This is a genomic window from Microbacterium sp. (assembly GCF_051860965.1).
GTDB lineage: Bacteria > Actinomycetota > Actinomycetes > Actinomycetales > Microbacteriaceae > Microbacterium.
This window is the reverse complement of record NZ_JBIMKU010000005.1, coordinates 15429-41063: the sequence shown is the minus strand read 5'-3', so window position 1 is coordinate 41063 and position 25635 is coordinate 15429. Positions and strand designations below refer to the sequence as shown.

26 protein-coding genes are annotated in these 25635 nt (G+C 69.9%); 15 read left to right on the top strand and 11 right to left on the bottom strand.

The annotated features are described in order from the left end of the window. Positions 1–25: 25 nt before the first annotated feature. From ACTIFV_RS10590 to aspS, 6 genes are all read right to left on the bottom strand, one after another. A complete protein-coding gene (locus tag ACTIFV_RS10590) occupies positions 26–1126 on the bottom strand; it encodes an ABC transporter ATP-binding protein (protein ID WP_439592741.1) in 1101 nt (366 codons plus the stop codon). Next, the gene (locus ACTIFV_RS10585) at positions 1123–1932 is read right to left on the bottom strand and encodes an ABC transporter permease (protein ID WP_439592740.1); all 810 of its coding nucleotides are present in this window, start codon (positions 1930–1932) and stop codon (positions 1123–1125) included. The genes ACTIFV_RS10590 and ACTIFV_RS10585 overlap by 4 nt, the downstream gene beginning before the upstream one ends. Beyond that, positions 1920–2858, bottom strand: coding sequence for an ABC transporter permease (locus tag ACTIFV_RS10580; protein ID WP_439592739.1), 939 nt, complete (start codon positions 2856–2858; stop codon positions 1920–1922). The genes ACTIFV_RS10585 and ACTIFV_RS10580 overlap by 13 nt, the downstream gene beginning before the upstream one ends. Then, positions 2837–3967, bottom strand: a complete 1131-nt coding sequence (locus ACTIFV_RS10575) for an ABC transporter substrate-binding protein (protein WP_439592738.1) — start codon at positions 3965–3967, stop codon at positions 2837–2839. The genes ACTIFV_RS10580 and ACTIFV_RS10575 overlap by 22 nt, the downstream gene beginning before the upstream one ends. A 127-nt stretch (positions 3968–4094) precedes the next feature. After that, a complete protein-coding gene (locus tag ACTIFV_RS10570) occupies positions 4095–4898 on the bottom strand; it encodes a tyrosine-protein phosphatase (RefSeq protein WP_439592737.1) in 804 nt (267 codons plus the stop codon). A gap of 23 nt (positions 4899–4921) precedes the next feature. After that, positions 4922–6262, bottom strand: coding sequence for an aspartate--tRNA(Asn) ligase (aspS, locus tag ACTIFV_RS10565; protein WP_439592736.1), 1341 nt, complete (start codon positions 6260–6262; stop codon positions 4922–4924). 160 nt (positions 6263–6422) lie between these two features. On the opposite strand from aspS, the gene ACTIFV_RS10560 reads away from it, so the two are divergent. From ACTIFV_RS10560 to ccsB, 7 genes are read left to right on the top strand one after another with little or no spacing between them, the layout of a single operon-like run. Then, positions 6423–7082: a DedA family protein gene (locus tag ACTIFV_RS10560; RefSeq protein ID WP_439592735.1), complete on the top strand. Its 660-nt coding sequence runs from the start codon at positions 6423–6425 to the stop codon at positions 7080–7082. Positions 7083–7120: 38 nt separating this feature from the next. Continuing rightward, entirely contained in the window at positions 7121–7519 is a 399-nt protein-coding gene (locus ACTIFV_RS10555) for a DUF6264 family protein (RefSeq protein ID WP_439592734.1), read from the top strand. A gap of 46 nt (positions 7520–7565) precedes the next feature. Then, the gene (locus tag ACTIFV_RS10550) at positions 7566–8195 is read left to right on the top strand and encodes a histidine phosphatase family protein (RefSeq protein WP_439592733.1); all 630 of its coding nucleotides are present in this window, start codon (positions 7566–7568) and stop codon (positions 8193–8195) included. Continuing rightward, a complete protein-coding gene (locus tag ACTIFV_RS10545; protein ID WP_439592732.1) occupies positions 8192–8797 on the top strand; it encodes a TlpA family protein disulfide reductase in 606 nt (201 codons plus the stop codon). Before ACTIFV_RS10550 ends, ACTIFV_RS10545 begins: the two co-directional genes overlap by 4 nt. Next, a complete protein-coding gene (locus ACTIFV_RS10540) occupies positions 8794–9633 on the top strand; it encodes a cytochrome c biogenesis CcdA family protein (protein WP_439592731.1) in 840 nt (279 codons plus the stop codon). Before ACTIFV_RS10545 ends, ACTIFV_RS10540 begins: the two co-directional genes overlap by 4 nt. Before the next feature lie 37 nt (positions 9634–9670). Further along, the gene (resB, locus tag ACTIFV_RS10535) at positions 9671–11341 is read left to right on the top strand and encodes a cytochrome c biogenesis protein ResB (RefSeq protein ID WP_439592730.1); all 1671 of its coding nucleotides are present in this window, start codon (positions 9671–9673) and stop codon (positions 11339–11341) included. Positions 11342–11346: 5 nt separating this feature from the next. Continuing rightward, entirely contained in the window at positions 11347–12372 is a 1026-nt protein-coding gene (ccsB, locus tag ACTIFV_RS10530; RefSeq protein ID WP_439592729.1) for a c-type cytochrome biogenesis protein CcsB, read from the top strand. A 241-nt stretch (positions 12373–12613) separates the two neighbouring features. Here ccsB and ACTIFV_RS10525 read toward each other — a convergent pair whose 3' ends face one another. Both ACTIFV_RS10525 and ACTIFV_RS10520 read right to left on the bottom strand, forming a co-directional pair. Further along, positions 12614–14530, bottom strand: a complete 1917-nt coding sequence (locus tag ACTIFV_RS10525; protein WP_439592728.1) for a YhgE/Pip family protein — start codon at positions 14528–14530, stop codon at positions 12614–12616. Continuing rightward, entirely contained in the window at positions 14527–17289 is a 2763-nt protein-coding gene (locus ACTIFV_RS10520; protein WP_439592727.1) for an MMPL family transporter, read from the bottom strand. Before ACTIFV_RS10520 ends, ACTIFV_RS10525 begins: the two co-directional genes overlap by 4 nt. A 124-nt stretch (positions 17290–17413) precedes the next feature. Between ACTIFV_RS10520 and ACTIFV_RS10515 the strand changes: the two genes are divergently transcribed. Then, the gene (locus ACTIFV_RS10515) at positions 17414–18052 is read left to right on the top strand and encodes a TetR/AcrR family transcriptional regulator (RefSeq protein ID WP_439592726.1); all 639 of its coding nucleotides are present in this window, start codon (positions 17414–17416) and stop codon (positions 18050–18052) included. On the opposite strand, the gene ACTIFV_RS10510 is transcribed toward ACTIFV_RS10515, so the two are convergent. Next, positions 18049–19026, bottom strand: coding sequence for an o-succinylbenzoate synthase (locus tag ACTIFV_RS10510; RefSeq protein ID WP_439592725.1), 978 nt, complete (start codon positions 19024–19026; stop codon positions 18049–18051). The two genes, ACTIFV_RS10515 and ACTIFV_RS10510, sit on opposite strands and share 4 nt — an antisense overlap. A gap of 94 nt (positions 19027–19120) precedes the next feature. On the opposite strand from ACTIFV_RS10510, the gene ACTIFV_RS10505 reads away from it, so the two are divergent. The 5 genes from ACTIFV_RS10505 (at position 19121) to ACTIFV_RS10485 (ending at position 23348) form a co-directional block, all read left to right on the top strand. Then, positions 19121–19456 carry a PadR family transcriptional regulator gene (locus ACTIFV_RS10505; RefSeq protein WP_439592724.1) on the top strand — a complete coding sequence of 112 codons (336 nt, stop codon included), beginning with the start codon at positions 19121–19123 and terminating at the stop codon, positions 19454–19456. 1 nt (position 19457) lies between these two features. Continuing rightward, positions 19458–20414 carry a permease prefix domain 1-containing protein gene (locus tag ACTIFV_RS10500; protein WP_439592723.1) on the top strand — a complete coding sequence of 319 codons (957 nt, stop codon included), beginning with the start codon at positions 19458–19460 and terminating at the stop codon, positions 20412–20414. 61 nt (positions 20415–20475) lie between these two features. Beyond that, positions 20476–21273 carry an LLM class F420-dependent oxidoreductase gene (locus ACTIFV_RS10495; protein ID WP_439592722.1) on the top strand — a complete coding sequence of 266 codons (798 nt, stop codon included), beginning with the start codon at positions 20476–20478 and terminating at the stop codon, positions 21271–21273. Positions 21274–21297: 24 nt separating this feature from the next. Next, a complete protein-coding gene (locus tag ACTIFV_RS10490) occupies positions 21298–22194 on the top strand; it encodes a 1,4-dihydroxy-2-naphthoyl-CoA synthase (RefSeq protein WP_439592721.1) in 897 nt (298 codons plus the stop codon). Further along, positions 22194–23348 (top strand): AMP-binding protein, encoded by a 1155-nt coding sequence (locus tag ACTIFV_RS10485; RefSeq protein WP_439592720.1) that lies wholly within the window; start codon positions 22194–22196, stop codon positions 23346–23348. Before ACTIFV_RS10490 ends, ACTIFV_RS10485 begins: the two co-directional genes overlap by 1 nt. On the opposite strand, the gene ACTIFV_RS10480 is transcribed toward ACTIFV_RS10485, so the two are convergent. Beyond that, positions 23349–23726, bottom strand: a complete 378-nt coding sequence (locus ACTIFV_RS10480) for a VOC family protein (RefSeq protein WP_439592719.1) — start codon at positions 23724–23726, stop codon at positions 23349–23351. A gap of 135 nt (positions 23727–23861) precedes the next feature. Here ACTIFV_RS10480 and ACTIFV_RS10475 point away from each other — a divergent pair, with 135 nt between their 5' ends. Beyond that, on the top strand, positions 23862–24842 hold the full coding sequence (locus ACTIFV_RS10475; protein WP_439592718.1) for a 1,4-dihydroxy-2-naphthoate polyprenyltransferase: 981 nt from the start codon (positions 23862–23864) through the stop codon (positions 24840–24842). Between the two features lie 6 nt (positions 24843–24848). Here ACTIFV_RS10475 and ACTIFV_RS10470 read toward each other — a convergent pair whose 3' ends face one another. After that, complete coding sequence (locus ACTIFV_RS10470) at positions 24849–25112, bottom strand: DUF4229 domain-containing protein (protein WP_439592717.1); 264 nt, start codon at positions 25110–25112, stop codon at positions 24849–24851. 64 nt (positions 25113–25176) lie between these two features. Here ACTIFV_RS10470 and ACTIFV_RS10465 point away from each other — a divergent pair, with 64 nt between their 5' ends. After that, positions 25177–25635: a PLD nuclease N-terminal domain-containing protein gene (locus ACTIFV_RS10465; RefSeq protein WP_439592716.1), complete on the top strand. Its 459-nt coding sequence runs from the start codon at positions 25177–25179 to the stop codon at positions 25633–25635.

The window sequence follows — 25635 nt, the reverse complement described above, 5'->3', positions numbered from 1 at the left end:
CCCAGGTGGGTGCGAGGAGCCGGACTCAGGATGCTGCGGGACGTACCGTGACGGGCTCGTCGGCGATCTGCAGTCGCACGCGGTCGTCGTACTCGACGCGCTCTCCGGCCGAGTGCTGCACCTGCACGAGCGTGCCGTCCTCGAGCCGCACGAGCGTGCGTCGCATGCTCCCGAGGAACGTGCTCTCCTGCACCGCGCCTGCGACGCCTTCGCTCGCGAGCCGCACGTTCTCGGGGCGCAGGAAGACCTCGACCGGTCCGTCGGCGACCGACGAGAGCAGTGGCAGCCGGCGCCCCCACACCGTCACGGATCCGCCCGACGCGACCCCGGGGACGATGCTCGAGATGCCGACGAACGCCGCGACACCCGGCGTCGCGGGCCGCAGATAGAGCTCTTCGGGCGTGCCGATCTGCTCGATGCGACCGGCATTCATGACGGCGATGCGGTCCGACACTGCGAGAGCCTCCTCCTGGTCGTGCGTCACGAAGACCGTCGTGATGCCGAGGCGCAGCTGGATGCGGCGGATCTCGTCGCGCAGCTGCACCCGCACCTTCGCGTCCAGGGCCGAGAGCGGCTCGTCCAGCAGGAGCACGCGGGGCTCGGTCACGAGAGCCCGCGCGAGCGCGACGCGCTGCTGCTGTCCGCCGGAGAGCTGGTGCGGGAAGCGGTCGGCGAGGTGGCCGAGCCCGACGAGCTCGAGCGCGTCGGTCGCGCGGCGCGCGGCATCCTTCGCCCCCACGCCCCGCCGACGCAGACCGAACGCCGTGTTGCCCTGCACCCGCAGGTGAGGGAACAGCGAGTACGACTGGAAGACCATGCCGATGTCGCGCTTGTTGGTGGGCACGCGCGAGACATCGCGGTCGCCGAGCAGCACCGTGCCTGCGGTCGCCTGTTCGAGTCCTGCGAGTACGCGCAGCGCCGTCGTCTTGCCGCAGCCCGAGGGCCCGAGCAGCGAGATGAACTCGCCCGGAGCGATGTCGAGGTCGATGCCGTGCAGGACGCGGGTCGAGCCGTAGTCCTTCGCGACGTCGCGGAACTCGACGCGGGTGCCCGCGGCGGCATCGGCGAGCAGGACGTTGTCGGAGGTGCGGGGGAGAGCGCGTGCCGGGGTGTCGGCGGTGGTCATGCGCGGACCTTTCCGTCGCGCGAGCGGGCCGCGCGACCGATGAGGACGAGAAGGAGGAAGACGAACAGCAGCGACAGGAGCGTGAAGATCGCGGACGCGTAGGGATCGATCTTGTTGGCGACCACGAGCGCCGTCTGCAGCACCTGGCGGTTCAGGAGCGACGCGATCGTGAACTCGCCCAGCACGACGGCGACCGAGATGAGGGATGCCGCGAGCAGCCCCTGGCGCAGGTTCGGCACGAGCGCCCGGAGGACGACGGCGAGCCAGCCCGCACCGAGCGAGCGGGCGGCTTCAGCGAGCGTCTTCAGGTCGACCGCGTCGATGGATGCCTTGATCGACCGATACGCGAAGGGGAGCACCGTGATGCCGTACGCGAACGCCAGGGTCCACGCGCCCGTGCCGAGCGTGCGACCGATCTGCAGGTAGATGGGCGCGAGGCCCACGACGAGCACGATCGCGGGGATCGTGATCGGCAGCAGGACGATGAATTCGAATGCGCGTGCGAGCTTGGGAAAGCGCAGTTCGATGAGGATCATCGTCGGCAGCAGCAGGAAGAGCACGATCGCGACCGTCACGACGGCGAGGATGAGCGAGTTTCCCAGGCCGGTCCAGATCGGCGTCAGCACCTGCGTGTTCGCCGGGTCGAAGACGCGGATCCAGTTGTTCAGCGAGTAGCCGCCGGTCGCGCGGTCCTGCAGTGTGAACAGCAAGGTGGAGACGAGCGGGATCGCGAACAGGATCCCCACGACGAGGCCGATGATCCAGCGCGTGACGCGGCCCGGCGCGAGGCCGTTCACGACTGCCACCGCGCGGCACGGTTCTGGATGAGCGAGTACAGCCACATGACGACCCCGACGACGACGATCATGCCGAGCGCGAGGGCGCCGGCGAGGTTCTCGCGTCCCAGCACCGTCTCGCTCGTGAGGGCCGCGCGGATCTGCAGCGGCACGATCTGCGAGCCCTGGCTCGCGAGAGCCGCGGCGGTCGCGTAGGACGAGAACGCGTTGGCGAACAGCAGCAGGAAGCTCGCGAGGAACGACGGCGCCAGCACCGGCATCCCGATCCGGAGCCAGAAGCTGGAACGCGTGCCGCCCAGCGTCAAGTTCGCCTCGGCCCACTGCGGCTTGAGCGCCGAGAGTGCCGGCAGGAACGTGATGATCATCAGGGGGACCTGGAAGTAGATGTAGGGCAGGATGAGCCCCGGCAGCGAGTAGAGCCAGCTGCCCGGCTGGATGTCGATCGCGAACGTGTCGCGCAGGAAGACCGTGACCACGCCCTGGACGCCGATCGTGGCGATGAACATGAACGCGAGCATGACGCCGCCGAACTGGGCGAGCACACCGGTGGCGGCATCGAGGATGCTGCGGATGAATCCGGTGGGCGGCAGGCCGAGAGCCGCGTAGCAGACGAGCGATCCGATCACGGCGCCGACCGCGGCGGTGAGCAGCGAGAGCCAGGTCGTGTTCCAGAAGGTGACGAGGATGACGGGATCGCCGAGCGCGGCGATGTTGTCCCACGTGAACGCACCCTCGCCATCGAAGAGCCCCGTGCTGATGGCGAGGACCGTCGGCAGAGCGAGGAACAGCAGCACGTAGGCGGCGAACGGCGTGAGCCCGAGCCACGCCCAGCTGATGCTGCGGGTCGAGGCGGGCGCGCCCGACCGGGCCGGAGCGAGCTGCTCCGACCCGGCGGGTGCGAGGGCGACCTGGGTCACTGAACCGCTGCGGCCCATTCGGCGCCCAGAAGCGTGCCGGCGGCCGTCGACTGCGCCTCGGTGGGCACGACTGTCTCTTCGGGCGCGGCCGGAAGAGCCGCCGCGAGCTCCTCGTCGATCGTGCCGGCCGCGATCATGGCCTCCATGCGGACGGGGCGTGCACCGCCCTTGAGCCACAGGTTCTGCACCTCGTCGCTGTAGAGGAACTCCTGCCACAGGCGCGCGGCGGCCGGGTTCGGAGCGTCGACGTTGATGGCCTGGTTGTAGTAGCCCGCGTAGCCGATGCCGTCGAACACCTTGACCTTCCAGTCGGGGTTCTCGGCCTGGTGCGAGGCGTTGAGGTAGTCCCAGTCGAAGACGACGGGCGTCTCGCCCGACGTGATCGTGCCGGTCGTGACATCCACCTTCAGCAGGTTGCCGGCCTTCTGCAGCTCCGAGAAGAAGTGGATGCCGGGCTGGAAGTCGTCGAGCGTGCCGTCGTTCTGCACGGTCGCGAGGCCGACCGCCGCGAACGCCGCGCCCGCCTGCGTCGGGTCGCCGTTGATCGCGACGGCGCCCTTGTAGTCGGCGCCCAGCAGATCGGTGATCTCGGCCGGCTCATCGAACTTCGACGAGTCGTAGCCGACCGACATGTACCCGCCGTAGTCGCCGACGAACAGACCTGTCGACTCCTTGAGCGCGTCGGGGATGTCGTCCCACGTCGCGACCTTGTAGGCGGCGAACTGATCGGTGCTCTGCAGCGCGACGGTCAGGCCGAGGTCGAAGACGTCCGGCGCCGTGTCGAGGCCGGCGTTCGTCTCGGCTGCCTGGATCTCCTCGGCGCTCGAGATGTCGGGCGACTGCTCGTTGACCGTGATCTCGGGGTACTTCTCGGCGAAGAGGTCGATGATCTCGCCGTAGTTGGCCCAGTCGCGCGGGAGCGCGATGACGTTGAGCTGGCCCTCGGCCTTGGCCGCGGTCTCGAGGTCGGCGAGCGTGCCGAAGTCGGCGAGGCTCGTGGCGGTGGATGCGTCGGCACCATCGCCCTCGGCGGCGGGCGCGGCACCGGCCGCGCAGCCTGCGAGGACGAGGGCGGCCGATGCCGCGAAGGCGATGCCGATACCGGCACGGCGGAAGGACGGAGACATGGAGGTTCCTCTCGGGTTTCCGGGCACGCCGAAACATGCTCGGGATGCAGGGACGAGAGGAACCTATGAGCGGCGGGTTACCGGCCGCGGCGCCCAAGGTGAACGGCGGATGAGCCGCGCGTGACGATCAGCCCGCGAGCTTCTCGCGAAATGCCGCGAGCTCGGTGTCGGTCAGTCCGCCGGAGCGCAGATAGGCCGCGGAGCCGCCGTGCGCGTCGAGCCAGGCGAGGGCCTCCTCGATCGCGGCGGGCGGGCTGCCGCCCATCATCTCGGCCAGTTCGGGGGTGACCGTCACGCCGAACTTCTCGACCATGGCCGTCATCCCGTCGAGCCACGCGCCCTCGAGGTTCTGCTGGGTCTGGGCGTAGTCGGCGATGATCGCGTCGTGGTGCACCCCCGCCGCGTCGAGGAGGACCGCCGTCGCGACACCCGTGCGGTCCTTGCCGGCCGTGCAGTGCACGAGGACACCGGGGTGCGCAGGGTCCGCGGGGGCTGCGACGTAGCGCGCGACCTGGGCGAACGACGCGGCGCCGTGCTCGAGCATCGAGACGTACATGTCGCCGAGCTTCGGCAGGTTCGCCATCGCGTGTTCGGCTGCACGGCCCGCCGCCGTGTGATCGCCGAGCACGCGAGCCGTCAGCGCCTCTTTGATGGTGCTCGACATCGCGCCCTCGAGCAGCGGCAGGTGGACCTCGCGGATCTTCCGCGCGTCGGGGCGCCTATCGGGCGCCGTGATGCGCTCCTCCTCGGTGCGGAAGTCCACGATGACGCCGATGCCCGATGCCGCGAGCTCAGCCTCGCCTGCGGGCGTCAGCGCGTGCAGGGCGTCCGACCGGTAGAGCACTCCGTACGCCGTGGGATCACCAGATGTCGGGAGTCCCCCGAGATCGCGGAAGTTGAACGTGCCTTCGAGCCCGGTGAGAACAGTCACCGGGCCAGGCTATCCGCCTCGGACTAGGGAGCCAGGCGCGTGGGGCCGCGGAAGAGGTACGTCACCTCGCGGATCGACGACTCGCCGAGCAGCAGCATCATCACGCGCGCCAGACCCATGCCGAAGCCTCCGTGCGGCGGGGCGCCGTACCGGAAGAAGTCGAGGTAGAAGTCGAGGTGCTCGGGGTCGAGCCCCTTCTCCTTCGCCTGCTCGACGAGCACGTCGACGCGGTGCTCGCGCTGGGCTCCCGTCGTGATCTCGACGCCCTTGAAGAGCAGGTCGTACGACTTCGTCAGCCCCGTCTGCTCGTCGCGCATGTGGTAGAACGCGCGGATTCCGGGGTGGTAGTCGGTGATGAAGACGAACTGGTGTCCGTACGTCTCCTCGACGTACGCCGCGATCTGGCGCTCGCCCTCGGGGTCGAGGTCGCCGTCGGTGCGGGGCACCTCGTAGCCGCGGCTCTTGACGATCTCGAGCGCCTCGGCGAGCGGAATGCGCGGGAACGGGATGCTGGGCACCTGCACCTCGAGACCGAAGAGCTCCTCGATCTCCGCCCCGTGCTTGTCCTTGACGGCCTGGAAGGCGGTCTGCAGCAGCTCCTCCTGCATCCGGGCGACGTCTTCGTGCGAGTCGATCCAGCTGATCTCGGCGTCGATCGAGGTGAACTCGGTCGCGTGCCGCGACGTGAACGACGGGTCGGCGCGGAACGCGGGCGCGATCTCGAAGATCTTGCCGAAGCCGGCGACCTGCGCCATCTGCTTGAAGAACTGCGGCGACTGCGCGAGGTAGGCCGTCTTGTCCTCGAAGTAGGGCACCTCGAACAGCTCGGCGTTCGACTCTGAAGGCGAGGCCATGAGTTTCGGCGAGTGCACCTCGATGTAGTCGCGCTCGATCCAGTAGGTGCGCAGAGCGTGCTCGAGCGTCGTCTGCACGCGGAAGATCAGGTTGTTGCGCCGCTGGCGCAGATCGAGGAAGCGCCAGTCCATGCGCTTGTCGACGCTCGAGTCGGCGGCGATCGGGGTCTCGGGGTTGGCCGCCGCCGCGATGTCCAGCGAGCCGAGCTTGATCTCGACGCCGCCGAGCTTGACCCGCTCGTCGTGCTTGAGCTCGCCATGGGCCGTGAGGAACGTGCCCGTCGCCAGGTTCGAGATGGTGTCGGTCAGCGCGAGGGCCGCGGCATCCTGGACCTCGCCGTCCTCCGACGGACGGGTCGCGGGGTTCACGAGCTGCACGGCGCCGGTCTCATCGCGGAGGATGACGAACTGCACCTTCTTCTGATCGCGGACGGTCTCGACCCACCCGGACACCGTGACGGGTCCGTCTGCGCGGGACAGGAGCTGGGAGACGAGGGTGCGTTCGGTCACGAGGGTCCAGTCTACGTGGGGCGGGATGCCCGTCCGCTCCGCTGTTTCGGGGGCTGACCCCCAGGTTCTCGTAACCTTGCGCGGTTAGCGTCGAGGGCGTCGTGTCCGTGCCGGACGCGGCCTGCCGATCACCGACATGCGCCATCTCGACGGGATACCGATGACCGACAATGTCTCCGAAGCGTCCTGGCTGAGCGTGCTCGCCGACTGGACCGTCTCTCTCATGGACGTCATCGGCGCGCCGGGCGCGGGTCTCGCGATCGCGCTCGAGAACCTCTTCCCGCCCCTGCCGAGCGAAGTCGTGCTGCCGATGGCGGGACTCGCGGCGAGCCGCGGGGCGTTCACGCTCACGGAGGCGCTCGTCTGGACGACGGTCGGCTCGATCGTCGGCGCCTTCGCGCTGTACGGCCTGGGTCGCTGGCTCGGCGTCGCCCGGCTGCGCGCGGTGGCCGCCAGGGTGCCGCTCCTGCATCCGGAAGACGTCGACCGGACGGTGGCGTGGTTCGCGAAGCACGGGGGCAAGGCCGTGTTCTTCGGGCGGATGATCCCGCTCTTCCGCAGTCTCATCTCGATCCCGGCCGGTGTCGCCCGCATGCCGCTGTGGCGCTTCGGTCTGCTGACGGCCGCGGGCAGCCTCGTGTGGAACTCGATCTTCGTGCTCTGCGGGTGGTTCCTCGGGGAGTCGTGGCACGTCGTCGAGGCGTACGTCGACGTCGTGCAGTACATCGTCGTGGGGCTCGTCGTCGTCGGCGTCGCCTGGTTCGTCTACGCGCGGGTGCGTTCGCTGCTCGACTCGCGCCGGGATGCCGCCACCGACTGACGCTCCCGCCGGCGGGGGGCGGGCGCTAGCATGCTCGCGTGACGACACCGCCTCCGTACGGCTACCCGCCTGACGCCCACGTTCCCGCGCGGCCGAGCGGCAAGCCGCCGGTGAAGGTCTGGGATGTCGTCCTGACGATCCTCTTCCTCGTCGGCGATGCCGTGCTCGCGGCGATCATGTCGTTCTTCGGGTTCTTCCTCGCGATGGCGAGCGATCCGTGCGGAGTGCGCGAGTGCAGCAGCGAGCTCATCGGGCTCGGCGTCCTCGTCGCCGTCGCCCTGCCGTGGGTCTTCCTCCTCATCACGGTCGTGGTCTCGATCATCCTGCTCGTGCGCCGGCGCATCGCCTTCTGGGTGCCGCTCGTGGGAGCCGCCCTGATCATCGGCTCGTGGTTCGTCGGCGCCGTCATCGCCGCAGCGGGGGTGCCCACGAACTGACCCGCGCTCAGCCAGCCCACAAGGACCGCAGACGTAGACTGGAGGGGTGCCCGCGGATCGTCTTCATCTCGTGCGCCACGGAGAGGTCCACAACCCCCGTCGCGTGCTGTACGGGCGGCTTCCCGGGTACGGACTGAGTGCCGACGGCAGGCGGATGACGCGGCAGGCGGCCGAGTACATCCACGGTCTGGGCCGACCGATCTCGAGCCTCGTCTGCTCACCGCTGCAGCGGACGCGGGAGTCGGCCGAGCCCTTCACCGAGCTCTTCGGCATCGAACCCGTCATCGACGAGCGGGTCATCGAGCCGACCAACGTCTTCGAGGGGCGCCGCATGGCACGCGCTCTGTTCAACCCCTGGAACTGGCGCCACCTGCGCAAGCCCGCTCTTCCGAGCTGGGGCGAGCCGTACCTCGACGTCGTCGGCCGCATGAACGCCGCGATGACGCAGGCGTGGGATGCCGTCGACAGCGGCGACGTCGTGATCGTCTCGCACCAGCTCCCGATCTGGATCACGCACCTCGCCGTCGCGGGGGAGTCGCTGCGCCACGACCCCCGTGCGCGCCGCTGCGCCCTGTCGAGCGTGACCTCCTTCGAGATGGTCGACGGCAAATGGACCGAGGTCGCGTACGCCGAGCCGGCCTCGACCTCCGGAGCCGTGGACGTGGGAGCGGTATGAGCGGCCGGATCGCGCGGGCCGCGGCATCCATCGTCGTCGCACTCGGACTCGTGGGCGCCCTCGCCGCCTGCACGAACGACCCGCTCGCCGAGCAGTACCGTGCCGGCGACAACAAGGGCTACATCGCCGCGGACGGATTCCGCTTCGTCGAGATCCCCGAGGCGGACCGCACCGATCCCATCGAGTTCGAGGGCGTGCTGGATTCCGGGGGCACGACGACGAGCGCCGACTACCTCGGCGAGGTCACGGTCGTGAACTTCTGGTACGCCGCATGCGCGCCCTGCCGCGTCGAAGCGCCGATCCTCGAGGAGGTCAACTCCGAGCTCGCCGGTGACGGCGTCCAGTTCCTGGGGGTCAACCTCTACGACGGCGCGGAGGCCTCGCGCGCGTTCGCCGAGACCTACGGCGTCACCTACCCGAGCGCCCTGGCGACCGAGGACGGCTCGATCAAGCTCGCGTTCGCGGGCCAGACGCCGCTCAGCGCGGTGCCCGTGACGCTCGTGCTCGACCGCGACGGCCGCGTCGCGGCGCGCCTCATCGGGCAGATCTCCGAGGCATCCATCCTGTCGTCGATCGTCAGCACCGTCGTGGACGAGCCGTGAACCCCGGAGACCTCGTCGCCGACGGCTCGCTGCTGATCGCGATCCCGATCGCGGTGCTGGCCGGACTGGTCTCGTTCCTCTCGCCGTGCGTGCTGCCCCTCGTGCCGGGATATCTCGGCTTCATCGGCGGCGCTGTCGCTCCGCGTCCGGCACGCGAGGGTCGGAGAATCGCCGTTCCGTCGCAGGATTCCGAGCGGATCCTCCGACCGAGCGTCGATTCTCCGACGTTGACGACGGATCCTGAGCAGTCGGCGCCCGGGCGCGGGCGCCTGCTGCTCGGAGTGCTGCTGTTCATCGCGGGATTCACGGTCGTGTTCGTCGCGATCAACATGCTGGGCGGCACGCTCGGCCGGTTCCTCGTCGAGTACCAGGACCTCATCACGCGTGTGCTCGGCGTCGTCATCATCGGCATGGGCCTCGTCTTCATCGGCCTGCTCGGGTTCGCGCAGCGCATCCAGCGACCTCAGGTGCGCGGCAACCTCGGACTCATCGGCGCTCCGCTGCTGGGCCTCGCGCTCGGCATCGGCTGGGCGCCGTGCATCGGCCCGACGCTCGCGGTCATCCTCGGCATGTCGTTCGATGCGGGCTCCGCAGGTCGCGGAGCGCTCCTGGGCCTCGCGTACTCGCTCGGCCTCGGCATCCCGTTCGTCCTGATCACGCTCGGCTTCGGCTGGGCGACGCGCTCCGTCTCTTTCATCCGCCGCCACATCCGCGCGGTCAACATCATCGGAGGCGTCCTTCTCATCGTGCTCGGCCTGCTCATGGTGACGGGAGTCTGGACCGCCTGGATGGCGCAGCTGCAGGGGGTGTTCCTCAGTGTCCCGACGATCCTCTGACGACGTCGCGGTCGATCCCCTCCGACCGTCCGACCACATGGATTCGACCGACGAGGTGACTCAGCCCGCTTTGGGCTTCGTGGGATGGATGCGGTGGGGCTGGCGACAGCTCACGTCCATGCGCACGGCACTCGTGCTGCTGCTCCTGCTCGCGATCGCGGCGGTGCCGGGCTCGCTCGTGCCCCAGCGCAGTGCCGACCCGAACGGCGTGACGCAGTGGCAGGTCGACAACCCCGACCTGTACCCCGTGCTCGAGTTCTTCAAGCTCTTCGACGTCTACAGCTCGCCCTGGTTCTCGGCGATCTACATCCTGCTCTTCGTGTCGCTCATCGGCTGCGTCATCCCGCGCACGAAGCACCACTGGAAGGCGATGCGCGCGCTCCCACCGCGCACGCCCGCGCGTCTCGAGCGCCTCGACGCGCACCGCACCGAGGTCGTGGAGCTCGCGGCTGATGCGGATGCCGCGGCCGACGCCGAAGCCGCGATCTCGCTCGCCGAGCGGCAGCTGAAGAAAGCCGGCTACCGCGTCCAGCGCTACGACGCGCGCGGCGCGCTGTCGGTGTCGGCCGAGCGCGGATACCTGCGCGAGACCGGCAACCTGGTCTTCCACGGCGCACTCATCGGCGTGCTGCTCGCGGTCGGCATCGGCGGCGGACTCACCTACACCGGCCAGAGCGTTATCATCGAGGGCCGCTCGTTCGTCAACACGCTGCTCGACTACAACTCGTTCAATCCGGGTCGGTTCGTCGACGCCGATCAGCTCACGCCCTACTCGCTCACACTGGACTCGTTCGACGTGTCGTACGTCCAGCCCGGTCAGCAGGGCGCGGGTCAGGCAGGCGACTTCGCGGCCAACCTGACGACCCAGCTCGCGGGCGAGCAGCCCCAGGACGGTGTCGTGCGCGTGAACCACCCGCTCGACATCGCCGGCGACCGCGTGTACCTGATGGGCAACGGGTACGCGCCGACCCTCACGGTCCGCAACGCCGCGGGTGACGTCGTGCTGTCGGACCCCATCCCGTTCCTGCCGCAGGACACCACGATGACCTCCCTCGGCGTCGTGAAGATCCCCGACGGGATGCCGGAGCAGCTCGGCCTCGTGGGCTTCTTCTATCCGACTCAGGTCGAGCTCGCCTCCGGCGCGTTCACCTCCAGCTACCCCGACCTGATCTATCCCGTCATCACGCTCGAGGTCTATCAGGGCGATCTGGGCATCGACGACGGCACGCCCCGCTCGGTCTACACCCTCGACACGGGCGACATGGAGAAGATCGGCGGCCGCGGGGTCGAGGGCGCTCCCACGATCGAGCTCAAGCCCGGCGAGACCGCCGACCTGCCGAACGGTCTCGGCACCGTCACGTTCGAGAACGAGGCGCCCGACAACGCGAACGGCTACGAGGGCTCGGTCAAGCGCTACGTGTCGCTGTCCGTGCACCGCGACGTGGGTGCCCCCTGGGTGCTCGCCTTCGCGCTGCTCGCGCTCGGCGGCCTGCTCGCCGCGCTCTTCGTTCCGCGCCGGCGGATGTGGGTCAGAGTGCAGCCCGAGGGGCACACGCTGCACGTCACGTACGCGGGGCTCGCGCGCGGCGAGGATCCGACGCTGGATGCCGCGGTCGAGCAGGTCGCGACCCGGCACGGCGTCGAGCTCGACGGCGTTCTCGGACAGCCGGCTCGCCCGGCTGAGGCATCCACCACGGAAGTAGACTGACGAACATGCCCGGATCAAGCCCGCTCTCGATCGACGACATCTCGCTGCTGCTGGTGTGGACGGCGATCGCGGTCTATGCCCTCGCGTTCATCGCGTACGGCATCGACCTGGCGCGCCGCTCGGCCATGGCCGTCGAGGTCAAGGATCGCGAGCTCGTCGGAGCCGCGGCATCCGGCCGCACCACCATCGGGCAGGTCCGCGAGCAGGAGCGCGCCGCCGAGGCCGCTCTCAACGCGCCGCCGTCGCAGCGTCCGCGGCTCGTGTGGGCACGCATCGGCACGTCGCTCACGGTGCTGGGCTTCCTCTTCCACCTCGGCGGCGACGTCACGCGCGGCATCGCCGCGGGACGCGTTCCGTGGTCGAACATGTACGAGTTCTCGCTGACGGGCACGCTGCTGATCGTGGCGGTCTACCTCGCGGTGCTGTTCCGGTACGACCTCCGGTTCCTCGGCACGTTCATCACGGGCCTCGTCGTCGTGCTGCTGGGCGGTGCGACGCTCGCGTTCTACGTCGAGGTCGTGCCGCTGATGGACCCGCTCAAGTCGGTGTGGCTCGTCATCCACGTCTTCGTCGCGTCGCTCGCGACGGCGCTCTTCGCACTCGCCTTCGGCCTCTCGGTCCTGCAGCTCATGCAGGCGCGCCGAGAGCGCAAGGCGGTCGCCGCCCTCGAGGGCGATGCCGTCAAGGCCGGCCCCGGCTTCCTGCGGACGCTCCCGAGCGCCGAAGCTCTCGAGTCGCTCGCGTACCGCTTCGCGATCCTCGGCTTCATCTTCTGGACCTTCACGCTCATCGCAGGGTCCATCTGGGCGAACGATGCGTGGGGCCGCTACTGGGGCTTCGACACGAAGGAAGTCTGGACCTTCGTGATCTGGGTGCTCTACGCCGGATACATCCACGCCCGCGCGACGCGCGGCTGGCGGGGGAGCCGCTCGGCATGGCTTTCGATCATCGGCTTCACCGCGGTGATCTTCAACTTCACGATCGTGAACATGTTCTTCAAGGGCCTCCACGCCTACAGCGGCCTGAGCTGAACCACCTGCTGCGGGCTGGGTGCGCGGTGCGAGCCGCGCGCGAGGCCCGGCAGCCGCGCCGCGGTGGCGCGATTGGAGACGTCGCACCACGTGGCCCCGCAGACTCCTGAGTTGAAGGACATCGGGCCGGGTGTCCTTCCTTTCAGGAGTCCGGCCGGGTGTCCTTCGTTTCGGGAGCCGCTGGGCCGTCCTTCGTTTCAGGAGTCTCTCGGACAGGTGCGCGAAGAGTTCGCGGCCAGCCTCAGGCCGGAACCGGCGACGACTTCAGTAGCGCCCGTGCCGAGGTCGTGCGCCTGCGAGCGACCGCGAGGATCGTCGCGCCGAACGCCAGCGCGGCCCAGATGATCAGGCCGGCGACCGCGGCGCCGAAACCTCCGGCCGACGTGAGCGCCGCGACCATGCCGTGGTAGGCCGGTGCCGTCGGCATCAGCGAAGCGAGACCCGAGAGCGCACCCGGTGCGGTCGACACCACGCCGGTCGCGATCGCGAGCACTCCGACGAGGGCAGCGATCCATCGGCCCGCGCCGCTGAAGACCGCGACCAGGGCCTGGTTCACGGCGGCGAACGCGACTCCCGCGACGACGGCGATGCCGGCGAAGGCCCACCACTGACCCCAGTCGTACGAGGCGGCGATCTGCACGACTCCGGCGACGAGAAGTCCCTGTGCCGCGCCGAGGGCCGCAGCGGGCAGGAACGACCGGAACGCGAGCGCGACCGACGGCTCACGCGCCGACAGCGCCCGGCGCGACACGGCCTGCAGGGCGATGAAGGTGCCGAGCCCGCCGAACCACAGGGCGAGCATCGCGAGCAGCGGGATCGCCGAGGCGCCGAAGAGCGACGTGCCGACACCTTCGGCCTCGACGGGGTTCGCGACGACGTCGGCGAGAGTGGATGCCTCGGACCCGCTGTACGACGGAACCTGCTCGACCGCTGTCTGCAGTCCCGAAGCGAGCTCACCGGTGCCGTCGGCGAGCTGGCGGACGCCGTCGGCGAGCGAGACCGCTCCCGTGCCGGCCTGGTCGATGCCGCCCGCGAGCTGCGACGCGCCCGACGCGAGCTGGCCCGCGCCGGCGGCGGACTGGTCGATCCCGCCGGCGACCTGGGTCACGCCGGCACCGAGTGCGGTGATGTTGCCCGCGATCGTGCGGAACTGCCCGGCGATCGTCTGGGCCCCTGCCGTCGAGAAGCCGCCGAGGGCCGTGACCGTGCCTGCCGCAGCCTGCTGGCTGCCGGTGGCCGCCGTGACGAGGTTCTGGCAGTAGGTGGGGTCTCCACCGTTCGCCACGCACTGCTGGGCGAGAGCGAGAACACCCGATGCCGCCTGCGAGGAGGTCCCCGCGACGTCGCTCACCTGCGAGGGCACGAGTCCCGTGGCGACGAGCTGGTCGGCGCCCGCGTTCACCCCGGCCGCGAGCTGGTCGGCGCCTGATGCCGCGCCGCGCGCGCCGCCCGCGAGCTGTCCGAGTCCGGACTGCAGAGCCGTCGCCCCCGAGGCGAGTCCCGACGCGCCGCTCGAGAGCTGCGGGAATCCGGCGGCGAGCTGGTCCGCGCCGTCCGCTGCCGAGGTCGCGCCCGATGCCAGTTCGGAAGCGCCCGAAGCGGCGGTGCCGAGCTGATCGCCCAGGGTCGTGAAGCCGAGGAACACGTTCTCGAGGTAGACGGACGACAGCTGCTGTCCCATGACGGATGCCGCGGCCGACGCGACCTGGGCCGTGATGGCGTCGTCGACGATGAGGCTGTCAGGCGGCGTCTGCACCTGGATCGTGGCCTTCTCGGGGGTCTCGCCGGGCCGAGTCGAGGTCGCTGCAGCCGAGAAGTTCGCGGGGATCGTGATCACGGCGGCGTAGGTGCCGTCGGCGAGCCCCTCGGCCGCGTCGTCGGCGTTCGAGATCGTCCAGTCGAGGTTCGACGGCTGGTCGTCGGCTCCTTCGACGAGACCCGCGGTGAGCTGGCGTCCCAGCGGCACGAGCTGGTCGTCGATCGTGACCGGCTCGTCGTCGTTCACGATCGCGGCCTGCATGCCGTCGAGGCGCTCGACGGGGTTGTAGAGCGCCGCGACGAGGATGCCGCCGATCACGACGGGCAGCAGCAGCACGCCGATCAGCGTGAGCCAGGTGATGGGCTTGCGCGAACGGGCGCGCTCGAGAACGGTGGTCATGCGGTCACCTCGGTGGTCGGGCGGATGCCCGCTCGCAGGGGAAGGGAATGGATGTCGGAGCGCCGCGCGTCGGCGAGCATCGCGAGCGCGCGGCCCTCGTTCTGCGCCGTCGCGACGAGGGTCAGCGTGCGGCCGGTCGCGGCATCCCGCAGCACCGCCGCCACCTGATCGCGCTCGGCCGCATCGACGGCGTCGAGGCCGTCGACGACAACGAGCGTCGTCTTGCCCCGCAGGGCGCGGCGCAGCTCTCGCGCAGGGTCGTCGGCGTCGGCGAGAAGGGCCACACCGACGTGCGCACGCACCCACGCCGCACGACCCGGGAGCAGGTGACCCGCGACACGGAGCAGCCCGTCGCTCGGCGCGAGGCGCCCGGCGACGGCGAGCGCGAAGGCGCGGCCGGCGCGCGGATCCCCCGTCGCGACGAGCGTTCCGCCCGGCTCGATGCGGAAGTCGGCTCCGTCGAACAGCGCGACCTCGCCTGCGGCGCGTCCGGTCTCGGCGCGGACCGCGACGCGCTCGCCGACGACGGCCGCGGTCGTGTTCGGCTCGGGCCAGTCGGCGAGGGCGAGCTCGCGCTCGACCGCCTCACCCTCGATGTCGAAGTGCGGGAGCACGCGTTCGAGCCAGCGCGGCATCCACCAGGCCTTCGCTCCGAGCAGCGCCATGAGCGCGGGGATGAGCGTCATGCGCACGAGGAACGCGTCGATCGCGATGCCGACCGCGAGACCCAGGGCGATCGGCTTGATCGACGAGTCGCCCTCCGGCACGAACGCCGCGAAGACGGCGAACATGATGAGCGCGGCGGCCGTGACGACGCGAGCGGATGCCGTGAATCCCGAGCGGATCGCGGCGACCGCGGTGCTCTTGTCGGCCTTCTCGCCGCGGCGGACCGCGTGCACATAGTCCTCCCGCATGCGCGAGACGAGGAAGACCTGATAGTCCATCGCGAGGCCGAAGAGCACACCCATGAGCACGATCGGCATGAAGCTGATGACCGGCCCGACCCGTGCGACGTGGAGCAGATCGGCGAACCAGCCCCACTCGAAGACGGCGGCGACGACGCCGAAGGCGGCGGTGACCGACAGCAGATAGCCGGCGGCTGCGGTCAGGGGCACGGCGATCGAGCGGAACACGATCATCAGCAGGATGAACGAGAGGCCGACGACGAAGAGGCCGAAGGGGAAGAGCGCCCCGCCGAGGCGATCGGAGATGTCGATGCCGACGGCGGTGAACCCGGTGACCTTGAGGTCGACGCCGTACTCGTCGGCGAGCTCGGGTGCGAGGGACCGCAGATCGCGCACGAGCTGGGCGGTGGCGGGGTCGTCGGGCGCGGTCTCGGGGATCACCTGGATGATGCCCGTGTCGGCGGTCTCGTTGGGTGTCGCGAGTGCGATCTCCTTGACGCCGGGCACCTTCTCGACTTCGGCGGCGAGGTCGTTCATGAGTCCGACGGGGTCCGTCGACGTGACGATCGTGCCCGTCATGATGAGCGGCCCGTTGAAGCCCGGGCCGAACTGCTCGGCCGCGAGGTCGTACGAGATGCGCGCCTGCGACGACGCGGGCTGCACGCCGGCGTTCGGCAGGGCGAGGGCGAGACTCGAGGCGGGGATCGCGAGCACGCCGAGTCCCACTACGACGGCGACCGTCGTCACGACGGGATGCCGTGTCACGCCCGTGACCCAGCGGTCGGCGAACCCGCGGCGCGGCTTCTTCGCGGCAGCGCGGGGCTTCGGCATGCGCCCGACGACGCGACCCTTCACGAAGCCGAGGAGCGCCGGCGTGAGGGTGACGGCGACCGCGACGGCGATCGCGACCGCGGCGGAGGCGGCGATGCCCATCGTGGTGAGGAACGGGATGTTCGCGAACGACAGCCCGATCAGGGCGATGAGCACGGTGACGCCCGCGAAGACGACCGCAGACCCTGCCGTGCCCGTCGCGCGGGCGACGGACTCCTCCGGGTCCATGCCGCCGCGCACCTGGTCCTGATGTCGCGCGGCGATGAAGAGGGCGTAGTCGATCCCGACGGCGAGCCCCAGCATCAGGGCGAGCAGCGGCGTCGTCGAGGAGATCGACGCGAAGGCCGTCGACAGCAGGATGAGCGCCATCGAGAGAGCGACGCCGATGAGCGCCGTCGCGAGGGGGAGCCCGGCGACGAGGAACGACCGGAACGTGACCATGAGCACGAGCAGGGCGATGAGGATGCCGACGAGCTCGGTCACCGTGATGCCCGGCACCGACACCGAGAAGAGGTCGCCGCCGAGCGCGACCTGCGATCCGCCCGGCAGCTCCGCCTCGAGGGCGGCCGCGGCATCCGTCAGCTCCTGCTTCGCCTCGGGCGAGACGTCCGTCGCCTGTCCGTCGAACTGCAGACGGATGATCGCAGCGCTCTCGTCCTCGTTGACGAGTCCGCTCACCGTCTCGTCGAAGGGATCGGTGACGCCCAGGACGCCGTCGATGCGGCCGAGATCGGCGACCGTGTCGGTGATGGCCGACGCGTAGGGCTCGTCTGTGACCGCATCGCCGTCGTCGGCGACGATGACGATCTGCGCGCTCGTGCCGCTCACCTGCGGGAACGTGCGGTTGAGCTGCTCGAGACCCGCTTGGGCTTCGGTGCCGGGGATCGAGAAGGAGTTGTCGGTGCCCTTGCTGAACGCGAGCGCACCGCCGCCCGCGATGCCGAGCAGCAGGATCCAGGCGATCAGGACGCGCCAGGGGTGACGGAACGACCAGCGGCCGAGCGCGTAGAGAAGAGTGGACAACAGCGCCTCCGAGCCGAGTCAGGTCTTTTCGATACAGCGCTGTATCGGATACATGAGTGTATCGTAAGGCGGACCGCTCGCCCGAGCCTGAGTAGTCCATGTGAAGATGGCGGAAGGAGGACCCATGACCGACGCTGGTGTCACGACCCGCCGCCGCGAGGCGACGCGTCAGAAGCTGCTGGATGCCGCGGCGCAGGTGTTCGCCGAGGTCGGGCTGGACGCGGCATCCGTCGAGGCGATCTGCGAGGCCGCGGGCTTCACGCGGGGCGCGTTCTACTCCAACTTCGAGACGAAGGACGAGCTGTTCCTCGAACTGGCGGGTCGCGTCGCGAGAGAGCGGGTGGATGCCGTGCGCGGCCGTGTCGCCGAGCTCGAGCGCGACGGCGACCTGCGTGACGTCCCCGCCGACCCGATCCGGATCGTGCAGAGCGTGCTCGACACGTCGGCCAACGACCGGCTGGGCGTCCTGCTCATGAGCGAGATCCGCATCCATGCGCTGCGCAATCCCGACCTCGCCACCGCCTACCTGCAGCAGGAGCAGGAGATGGCCGACAGCGTCGTGCAGATCATCGCCGACATCGGCCGCGCGGGCACGCTGCGCTTCCGCATGCCGCCCGAGCAGTGCGCGCGACTGTTCCTCACCGTGTGGGAGGGCACGTCCGTGCGTGCCGTGATGGCGGGTGCGTCCGACGACGAGATGTGCCGTCGCACGAACGAGGAGCTCGCGCGACTCGCGCAGCTGGTGGTCGAGCCGCCCGTCTAGCTCGCAGCGTCCAGGAGCGCATGGCAGCGCGCGACCCGATCGAGCCACCATGCGACGCGGTCGGGGGATGCCTCCACCCGGTCGAGATCGAAGGGCGAGACGCGGCCGACCGGCAGCATCCCGCGAACCGGCACGAGAGGCGGCTCGGCGACGTCCGTCGTGAACAGCGCCGCCGTGCCCAGTCCGCAGTCGAAGTCGAGGCTGGGCAGTGCCGCAGCGAGCGCGGTGCCCATCGCGAGACCCACCGAGGTGTCGAGCGCGCTCGAGACGATCGCCGGCAGACCCGCCTCGGCGACGATCTCGAGTGCCCGGCGCACACCGCCGAGCGGCTGCGCCTTCACGACGAGGAGGTCCGCGGCGCCGGCGCGCGCGACGGCGAGCGGATCCTCGGCTTTGCGCACGCTCTCGTCGGCCGCGATCGGGATGCCCATGTACTTCACGCGGCTGCGCATCTCGGCGAGCTCGTCGATGCTCGCGCACGGCTGCTCGACGTACTCCAGGTCGAACTCGGCGAGCGCATGGATCGCGTGCTCGGCCTCGTCGACGTTCCAGCCCCCGTTCGCGTCGACGCGGACACGCCCCTCGGGCCCCATCGCCTCGCGCACCGCGCGGACGCGGGCGACGTCGTCGGCGACGGACTGCCCGCGCTCGGCCACCTTGACCTTCGCCGTGCGGCAGCCGTCGTATCGTGCGAGCACTTCGGCGACGGATGCCGCGGCCACGGCGGGCACCGTCGCGTTGACCGGAATGAGCTCGCGCACCGGCGCGGGCTGCGGCATCCATCCGAAATCGATCGCCGCCGCGAGCCACGTCGCCGCTTCGAGGTCGTCGTATTCGACGAACGGCGAGAACTCGGTCCAGCCCTCGGGCCCCTCGAAGAGCACCGCCTCGCGGACGTCGACGCCGCGGAAGCGCGTCGCGAGGGGGAGGGCGACCACTCGCGCCGATGCGAGCAGCTCTGAGAGGGGTGTCACCTGACGAGTCTCTCACCGTCGCGTCCATCGGCGTTCCGTGCGGCCAACGATGTGCGATTGACTATGGTGTGTGACGCACAGTACAGTGTGAGGCATGAGCGAAACCGAAGCACTCGAGACGCACCTGCAGGAGCTGCGTCGCGGCACGGTCGTGCTGGCGTGCCTGCGACTCCTCGAGAAGCCGGGGTACGGCTACGGCCTGCTCGAAGAGCTGCAGGGGAGGGGGTTCGACACGGACGCCAACACCCTCTATCCGCTGCTGCGGCGGCTCGAGAAGCAGGGGCACCTCACGAGCGAGTGGAACACCGACGAGGCACGGCCTCGCAAGTTCTACCGCACCAGCGCGGCCGGCACGAGACTCGCCGTCGCCCTCACCGAAGAGTTCCGCGCCATCGCGACAGCGGTCGACGCACTCCCGAAGGAGAACTGACATGAACGCCACCCTCACCGACCGCTACGTGGATGCGGCGACCCGCAGCGTGCCCGAGAAGCAGCGTGCGGAGATCGCGGCCGAGCTGCGCGAGCGCATCGCCGACCAGCTCGATGCGCGACTCGAGGAAGGCGAGCCGCGCGAGACGGCGGAGCGCGCCGTCCTCACCGAGCTCGGAGACCCCGACAAGCTCGCCGCGGGCTACACCGACCGCAAGCTGTACCTCGTCGGCCCGCGCTACTACCTCGACTGGTGGCGACTGCTCAAGCTGCTGTGGGCGATCGTTCCCGCGTGCGCCGTGTTCGGCGTCGCACTCGGAATGACCCTCGCGGGCGAGAGGTTCGGCGAGATCATGGGAACGGTCTGGGCTGTGCTGATCGGCACGATCGTGCACGTCGGCTTCTGGGTCACCCTCGTGTTCTTCATCGTGGAGCGCTCGGGCGCGAACGCCCCCATGTCTGCGACCTGGACCCCCGATGCGCTGCCGCAGCCACGGGAGAAGGGCACGACCTTCGGCGAGATGATCGCGAGCCTCGTGTTCCTGTTTCTCGCGGCAGGAGCCGTCGTGTGGGACCACTTCATCGGCTTCGCGCCCAGCGCGCCGGGGCTCTCGTTCCTCGACCCCGGCCTCTGGCCGTGGTGGGTCTTCCTGCTGTTCCTCGTGATGGCGATCGAGGCGATGCTCGCGGTGCTCGTGCACGTGGTCGGGCGGTGGACCATCGCGTTCGCCGTGCTCAACGCGATCCTCGCGCTCGCGGTGGCTGTTCCGGCGCTCGTGCTGCTCACCCAGGACGCGCTGATCAACCCCGAGTTCTTTCCGACCGTGATCCCCGACGGCTCCGCCGACACCGTGGCGAGCGTCCTGGCGGTCATCAGCGGGTTCCTCATCGCCGGCATCGCCATCTGGGACATCGTCGACGGGTTCCTCAAGGCCTGGCGCACTCGCACGGTGCGCTGAACACGGAGCGGGTCGAGGTCCATCGGCCCTCGACCCGCTCCGTCGTCCCTAGGCTGGGGGAATGCTTCTCGACACCCCGGTCCGGCTCGGCATCCAGATCCAGCCGCAGCACGTCACCTACCCCCAGATCCGCGACGCGGTCTTCCGGCTCGAAGAGCTCGGCGTCGACATCCTGTTCAACTGGGACCACTTCTACCCGCTCTCGGGCGACCCCGACGGCCTGCACTTCGAGTCGTGGACGATGCTCGCGGCATGGGCCGAGCAGACCGAGCGCGTCGAGTTCGGCGCCCTGGTCAACTGCAACAGCTACCGCAACGCCGACCTGCAGGCCGACATGGCGCGCACGATCGACCACATCTCGGCCAAGGGCGGCGGCGAGGGCCGGTTCATCTTCGGCACCGGAGCCGGATGGTTCCAGCGCGACTACGACGAGTACGGGTACGACTTCGGCACGCCCGGCACCCGCCTGAACGACCTGGCCGAGGGCCTCGACCGCATCGAGGCCCGGTGGGCGAAGCTGAACCCCGCGCCGACGCGCGACATCCCCGTCATGATCGGCGGGAAGGGCGAGCAGAAGACGCTGCGCATTGTGGCGAAGCACGCCGACATCTGGCACAGCTTCACCCAGGGCGACGACCTCACCCACAAGATCTCGGTCATCGAGCGGTGGGGCGAGAAGGACGGCCGCGACACGAGCGGCATCGTCATCTCGAACGAGCTGAAGGACCGCGACGAGTCCGACGCCGACGACCTCTTCGCTCGCGGCGCACGTCTGTTCACCCTCGGCTTCGGCGGACCCGACTTCGACTACTCCGTGATCGAGCGCTGGCTCGCCTGGCGGGACGCCAAGAACGCGTGACGACTCGGCCCTAGAGTGAAGCCCATGGTCTCGGAGCTCTTCGACGCGGATGAATGGATGCCGGCACCCGGTGCCGATTCCTACACCGACATCACGGCCCATGTCTCGAACGACGGCCGCATCGCGCGCGTCGCGTTCGATCGACCCGAGGTGCGCAACGCCTTCCGGCCGCGTACGGTCGACGAGCTCTACCGCGCGCTCGACATCGCCCGCCAGGATCCGAAGATCGGCGTCGTGCTGCTCACGGGCAACGGGCCGAGCCCGAAGGACGGCGGCTGGGCGTTCTGCTCGGGCGGCGACCAGCGCATCCGGGGCCGTGACGGCTACAAGTACTCCGAGACGGATGCCGTCACCGATCCGGCTCGCGAGGGTCGCCTGCACATCCTCGAGGTGCAGCGACTCATCCGCTTCATGCCGAAGGTCGTCATCGCCGTCGTCCCCGGGTGGGCCGCCGGCGGTGGCCACTCGCTCAACGTCGTGTGCGACCTGTCGATCGCGTCGGCCGAGCACGGGCGCTTCAAGCAGACCGACGCGGACGTCGGCTCGTTCGACGCCGGCTACGGCTCGGCGTACTTCGCCCGCCAGATCGGGCAGAAGAACGCGCGCGAGATCTTCTTCCTGGCCGAGGAGTACTCCGCCGAGCGCGCGTACGAGCTGGGGGCGATCAACCGCGTCGTGCCGCACGCGGACCTCGAGCGCGAGGCGATCGCGATGGCGCGCGTCATCCTCGGCAAGTCGCCGACCGCGATCCGCATGCTGAAGTACGCCTTCAACCTCGTCGACGACGGCCTGGTCGGCCAGCAGCTGTTCGCCGGCGAGGCGACGCGTCTCGCCTACGGCACGGAGGAGGCGGTCGAGGGCCGCGACTCGTTCCTCGAGAAGCGCGACCCGGACTGGTCGCCGTACCCGTACCACTTCTGATGCGGCTCGAACCCGTCACGGGCGACGACCCGCGCGACATCCTCCGCGCGCTCAAGGCGGCACTGCACGGCGCGGGCCCGGCGCTGTCGCTCGGCCTCGTCGGTCACGTCGGCACCGAGGTGCGCGCCGGCGCCGCTGTCGTCGTCACGACGTCGGGATCGACGGGCGTGCCCAAGAGCGTCGTGCTCGGTCGCGACGCGCTCACGGCGAGTGCGCTCGCGACGGCCGACCGCATCGGCGAGGGGTCGTGGCTGCTCGCGCTGCCGGCGAGCTACGTCGCGGGACTCCAGGTGCTCGTCCGCGCCATCGTGGCGGATCGCGAACCCGCGATCATGAGCGGGTCGTTCACGCCGCAGGCGTTCGCCGCCGCCGCGCTCATGATGGCGTCGACGGAGCACGGCTCCCGCATCCCGACCTTCACGTCGCTCGTGCCGGCGCAGCTCACGACGCTGCTCGACGCGGCCGAGCACGATTCGGCCGTGCTCGCTGCGCTGCGCTCGTTCGAACGGATCCTGATCGGCGGTCAGGCGCTCCCGCCCGTCACGCTCGAGCGCGCCGAGCGGGCCGGCGTGCGCATCGCGCGGACGTACGGCTCCACCGAGACCAGCGGCGGCTGCGTCTACGACGGTCTGCCGCTGCGCGGCGTCGGCGTCCGGGTCGTGGATGCCGAGGTGCAGCTGTCGGGGCCGACCCTCGCCGACGGGTACCTGGGCGATGAGGAGCTGACGGATGCCGCGTTCCGCCGAGACGCCGACGGCACGCGCTGGTACCGCACGGGCGACGCCGGCATCGTCGAGGACGGCGTGCTGCGCATCCGCGGCCGCATCGACAATGTCATCGTCTCGGGTGGCATCAACATCTCGCTCGATCGCGTCGAGCGCGTCGTGCGGAGCGTGCCGGGTCTCGCCTCCGCCGTGGTCATCGGGGTTCCCGATCCGCGATGGGGTGAGGCATCCGTCATCGTCGCGACGCGGGGCGAGGCCCTCCGTCGCAGCGAGTCGATCCAGCTCGACGAGGCGCGGGTCGCCGTGGCCGACGAGATCGGCGCGCACGCGCGACCTGCGCGGCTGGTACTCGTCGACGAGCTGGCGACGCTGCCCTCGGGCAAGCCCGACCGTGAGGCCATCCGCCGCGCCGTCGCGGCGCTGCACTGATCAGCCGCGGTCGCCGGTGTCGATGACGCAGAAGCGATTGCCCTCGGTGTCTTCGAGCACGATCCAATCCGCATCCGGCGGATAGCCGTCGAAGTCGACCTCCCGGGCGCCGAGAGCGAGGAGTCTCGCGATCTCTGCGGCCTGGTCGTCGGCGTAGAGGTCGAGATGGATGCGCGGCGGATAGTGCACGGGGTACCCGGTCACCGAGAGCGCGATGCTCGCTCCGGGCGCGTCCCAGTCCGTCTTGTACGGCGGGTCGAGGATGACCCAGTCGTCGCTCGGCTCGCTCCGGTCGACGTAGCCGAGTGCGGCGCGCCAGAAGTCGCCCGCGCGGGTGATGTCCTCGACCGTGAGGACCGTCGTTCCGAGGCTGAGCATGCATCCATCCTCCGCCGAAAGCACTTCGCGCGCACGAGGACTCTCGTTGTGTACGCGTTTACGCAGTGATCTCGTGAGGAGGAAGTGCTTTCGGGATGCTGGAGCCCATCGGAAGGGCATCTAGGATGACTGCTCGTGGCAGGTACCTCCAGCAAGAAGCGCAAGGCGCACGGTCCGAAGAAGCAGCCGCCGCGCGGCAATCCGCAGAAGGCGCACGCGCCGCGCGATCCCCGCGCCGTGGCCAAGGCGACGTTCGGCGACTGGGTCGGCGCCGCGCGACTGCGCACACTGCCCCTCGCCATCACGCCGATCCTGGTCGGCACGGGTGCGGCCATGCTGGTCGTGGACGAGCTCCACTGGGTCATCGCACTCTTCTGCCTCATCGTGTCGGTATCCCTGCAGATCGGCGTGAACTACGCGAACGACTACAGCGACGGCATCCGCGGCACCGACGACCACCGCGTCGGACCCGCGCGCCTCACCGCCTCGCGCAAGGCGAAGCCGCGGACCGTGCTCGTCGTCGCACTCGTGTTCTTCGCGATCGCGGCGCTCGCCGGACTCGCCATCACGATCCGAACACAGCAGTGGTGGTTCCTCGCGGTCGGCGCGGTGTGCATCCTCGCGGCGTGGTTCTACACGGGCGGCAAGCGCCCCTACGGCTACTACGGTCTCGGCGAGCTCTTCGTCTTCGTCTTCTTCGGACTCGTCGCCACCCTGGGCACGACCTGGGTGCAGGCTTTCGCGCTGCCGCAGGAGGCGTGGTTCGGCGCCGTCGCCGTCGGTCTGCTCGCGTGCGCCGTACTTCTGGCGAACAATCTGCGCGACATCGATCAGGACCGCGAGGCCGGCAAGCGCACCCTCACGGTGCTCATCGGCCGCACCGCCACGCGCTGGCTCTTCACCGTCTTCGTGCTCGTGCCGTTCGTGCTCGCCGGCTTCCTGGCACTGTTCTACCCGATCGCGTGGCTGGCCCTGCTCGCGCTGCTGGCGGCGCTCCCCGCGATCCTCATCGTCTGGACCTACCGCGAGCCGAAGGAGCTCGTCGTCGCGCTGGGGCTGACGTCGCTGACCTCGGTCGCGTACGGCGGATTCCTGCTCTGGGCCTTCATCGGCTGATCGGGTTCAGCGACCGTCGGCCCCGTCCTCGACCTCTTCGTCGCTGGCCGCACTCCTCTCCTCGCGGCGGCGCGCGGCGAGACCGGCACTGACCTCGTCGAGCGGACGCCGCAGGAAGAGCATCGAGAGACTGAGACCGATGAGGGCCGCGAAGACCGCTGCGAGCCAGTAGTACTCGCGGAACAGCGGGAAGATCATGAGGATGCCGAACGGCACGAGGAACGCCAGCAGACGCAGCACCGTGTAGACGACGACGGAACGCGCTCTCATGCCTCCATCGTAGGCGAGTCACTCTCGCAGGCCGCCCCCAGCCGGACGCGCCTAGGATGGAGCCGTGGCCCGTGCACTCCTGATCGGTGGACTGGTGGCGGCCGTCTTCTGGGTCTTCACCATCGTCGACTGCGCCGTTCAGCCGCCCACGCGCCATCGCGGCGTGGGCAAACCCGCCTGGATAGCGATCGTCGTGCTCATCCCCGTCCTCGGCGGCATCCTCTGGCTCACGGTCGGCCGTGTCCGCCAGAGCCAGATCGCCGCTCGCCGGGCACCCGACGACGACCCGGAGTTCCTCGGCAAGCTCGGCGCTCGCAGCGACCAGGACGAACGCATCCGCCGACTCGAGGAGGAGCTCGCTCTCCTCGATTCCGAGGACGACGATCCCCGGTGGTCGCCCCCTGCCGCGGACGCCCCGCCGGATGTGTCCGAGCCCCGCGCCGTCGACGGCACCATCGAGCCGCCGGACCCGCGCGCAGACGGTGACGACGACGCGCGCGATCAGCGCGGCGCCGTCGGCTGA

Excerpts from the sequence above, each read along its gene's own strand:
- ACTIFV_RS10560 (WP_439592735.1), top strand. The coding sequence starts at position 6,423 with ATGACCGACAATGTCTCCGAAGCGTCCTGGCTGAGCGTGCTCGCCGAC.
- ACTIFV_RS10525 (WP_439592728.1), bottom strand. The coding sequence starts at position 14,530 with ATGACCACCGTTCTCGAGCGCGCCCGTTCGCGCAAGCCCATCACCTGG.
- ACTIFV_RS10500 (WP_439592723.1), top strand. The coding sequence starts at position 19,458 with ATGAACGCCACCCTCACCGACCGCTACGTGGATGCGGCGACCCGCAGC.
- ACTIFV_RS10470 (WP_439592717.1), bottom strand. The coding sequence starts at position 25,112 with ATGAGAGCGCGTTCCGTCGTCGTCTACACGGTGCTGCGTCTGCTGGCG.
- ACTIFV_RS10545 (WP_439592732.1), top strand. The coding sequence starts at position 8,192 with ATGAGCGGCCGGATCGCGCGGGCCGCGGCATCCATCGTCGTCGCACTC.
- ACTIFV_RS10590 (WP_439592741.1), bottom strand. The coding sequence starts at position 1,126 with ATGACCACCGCCGACACCCCGGCACGCGCTCTCCCCCGCACCTCCGAC.
- ACTIFV_RS10580 (WP_439592739.1), bottom strand. The coding sequence starts at position 2,858 with ATGGGCCGCAGCGGTTCAGTGACCCAGGTCGCCCTCGCACCCGCCGGG.
- resB (WP_439592730.1), top strand. The coding sequence starts at position 9,671 with ATGGATTCGACCGACGAGGTGACTCAGCCCGCTTTGGGCTTCGTGGGA.
- ACTIFV_RS10480 (WP_439592719.1), bottom strand. The coding sequence starts at position 23,726 with ATGCTCAGCCTCGGAACGACGGTCCTCACGGTCGAGGACATCACCCGC.
- ACTIFV_RS10490 (WP_439592721.1), top strand. The coding sequence starts at position 21,298 with ATGGTCTCGGAGCTCTTCGACGCGGATGAATGGATGCCGGCACCCGGT.
- ccsB (WP_439592729.1), top strand. The coding sequence starts at position 11,347 with ATGCCCGGATCAAGCCCGCTCTCGATCGACGACATCTCGCTGCTGCTG.
- ACTIFV_RS10575 (WP_439592738.1), bottom strand. The coding sequence starts at position 3,967 with ATGTCTCCGTCCTTCCGCCGTGCCGGTATCGGCATCGCCTTCGCGGCA.
- ACTIFV_RS10505 (WP_439592724.1), top strand. The coding sequence starts at position 19,121 with ATGAGCGAAACCGAAGCACTCGAGACGCACCTGCAGGAGCTGCGTCGC.
- ACTIFV_RS10485 (WP_439592720.1), top strand. The coding sequence starts at position 22,194 with ATGCGGCTCGAACCCGTCACGGGCGACGACCCGCGCGACATCCTCCGC.
- ACTIFV_RS10495 (WP_439592722.1), top strand. The coding sequence starts at position 20,476 with ATGCTTCTCGACACCCCGGTCCGGCTCGGCATCCAGATCCAGCCGCAG.
- ACTIFV_RS10515 (WP_439592726.1), top strand. The coding sequence starts at position 17,414 with ATGACCGACGCTGGTGTCACGACCCGCCGCCGCGAGGCGACGCGTCAG.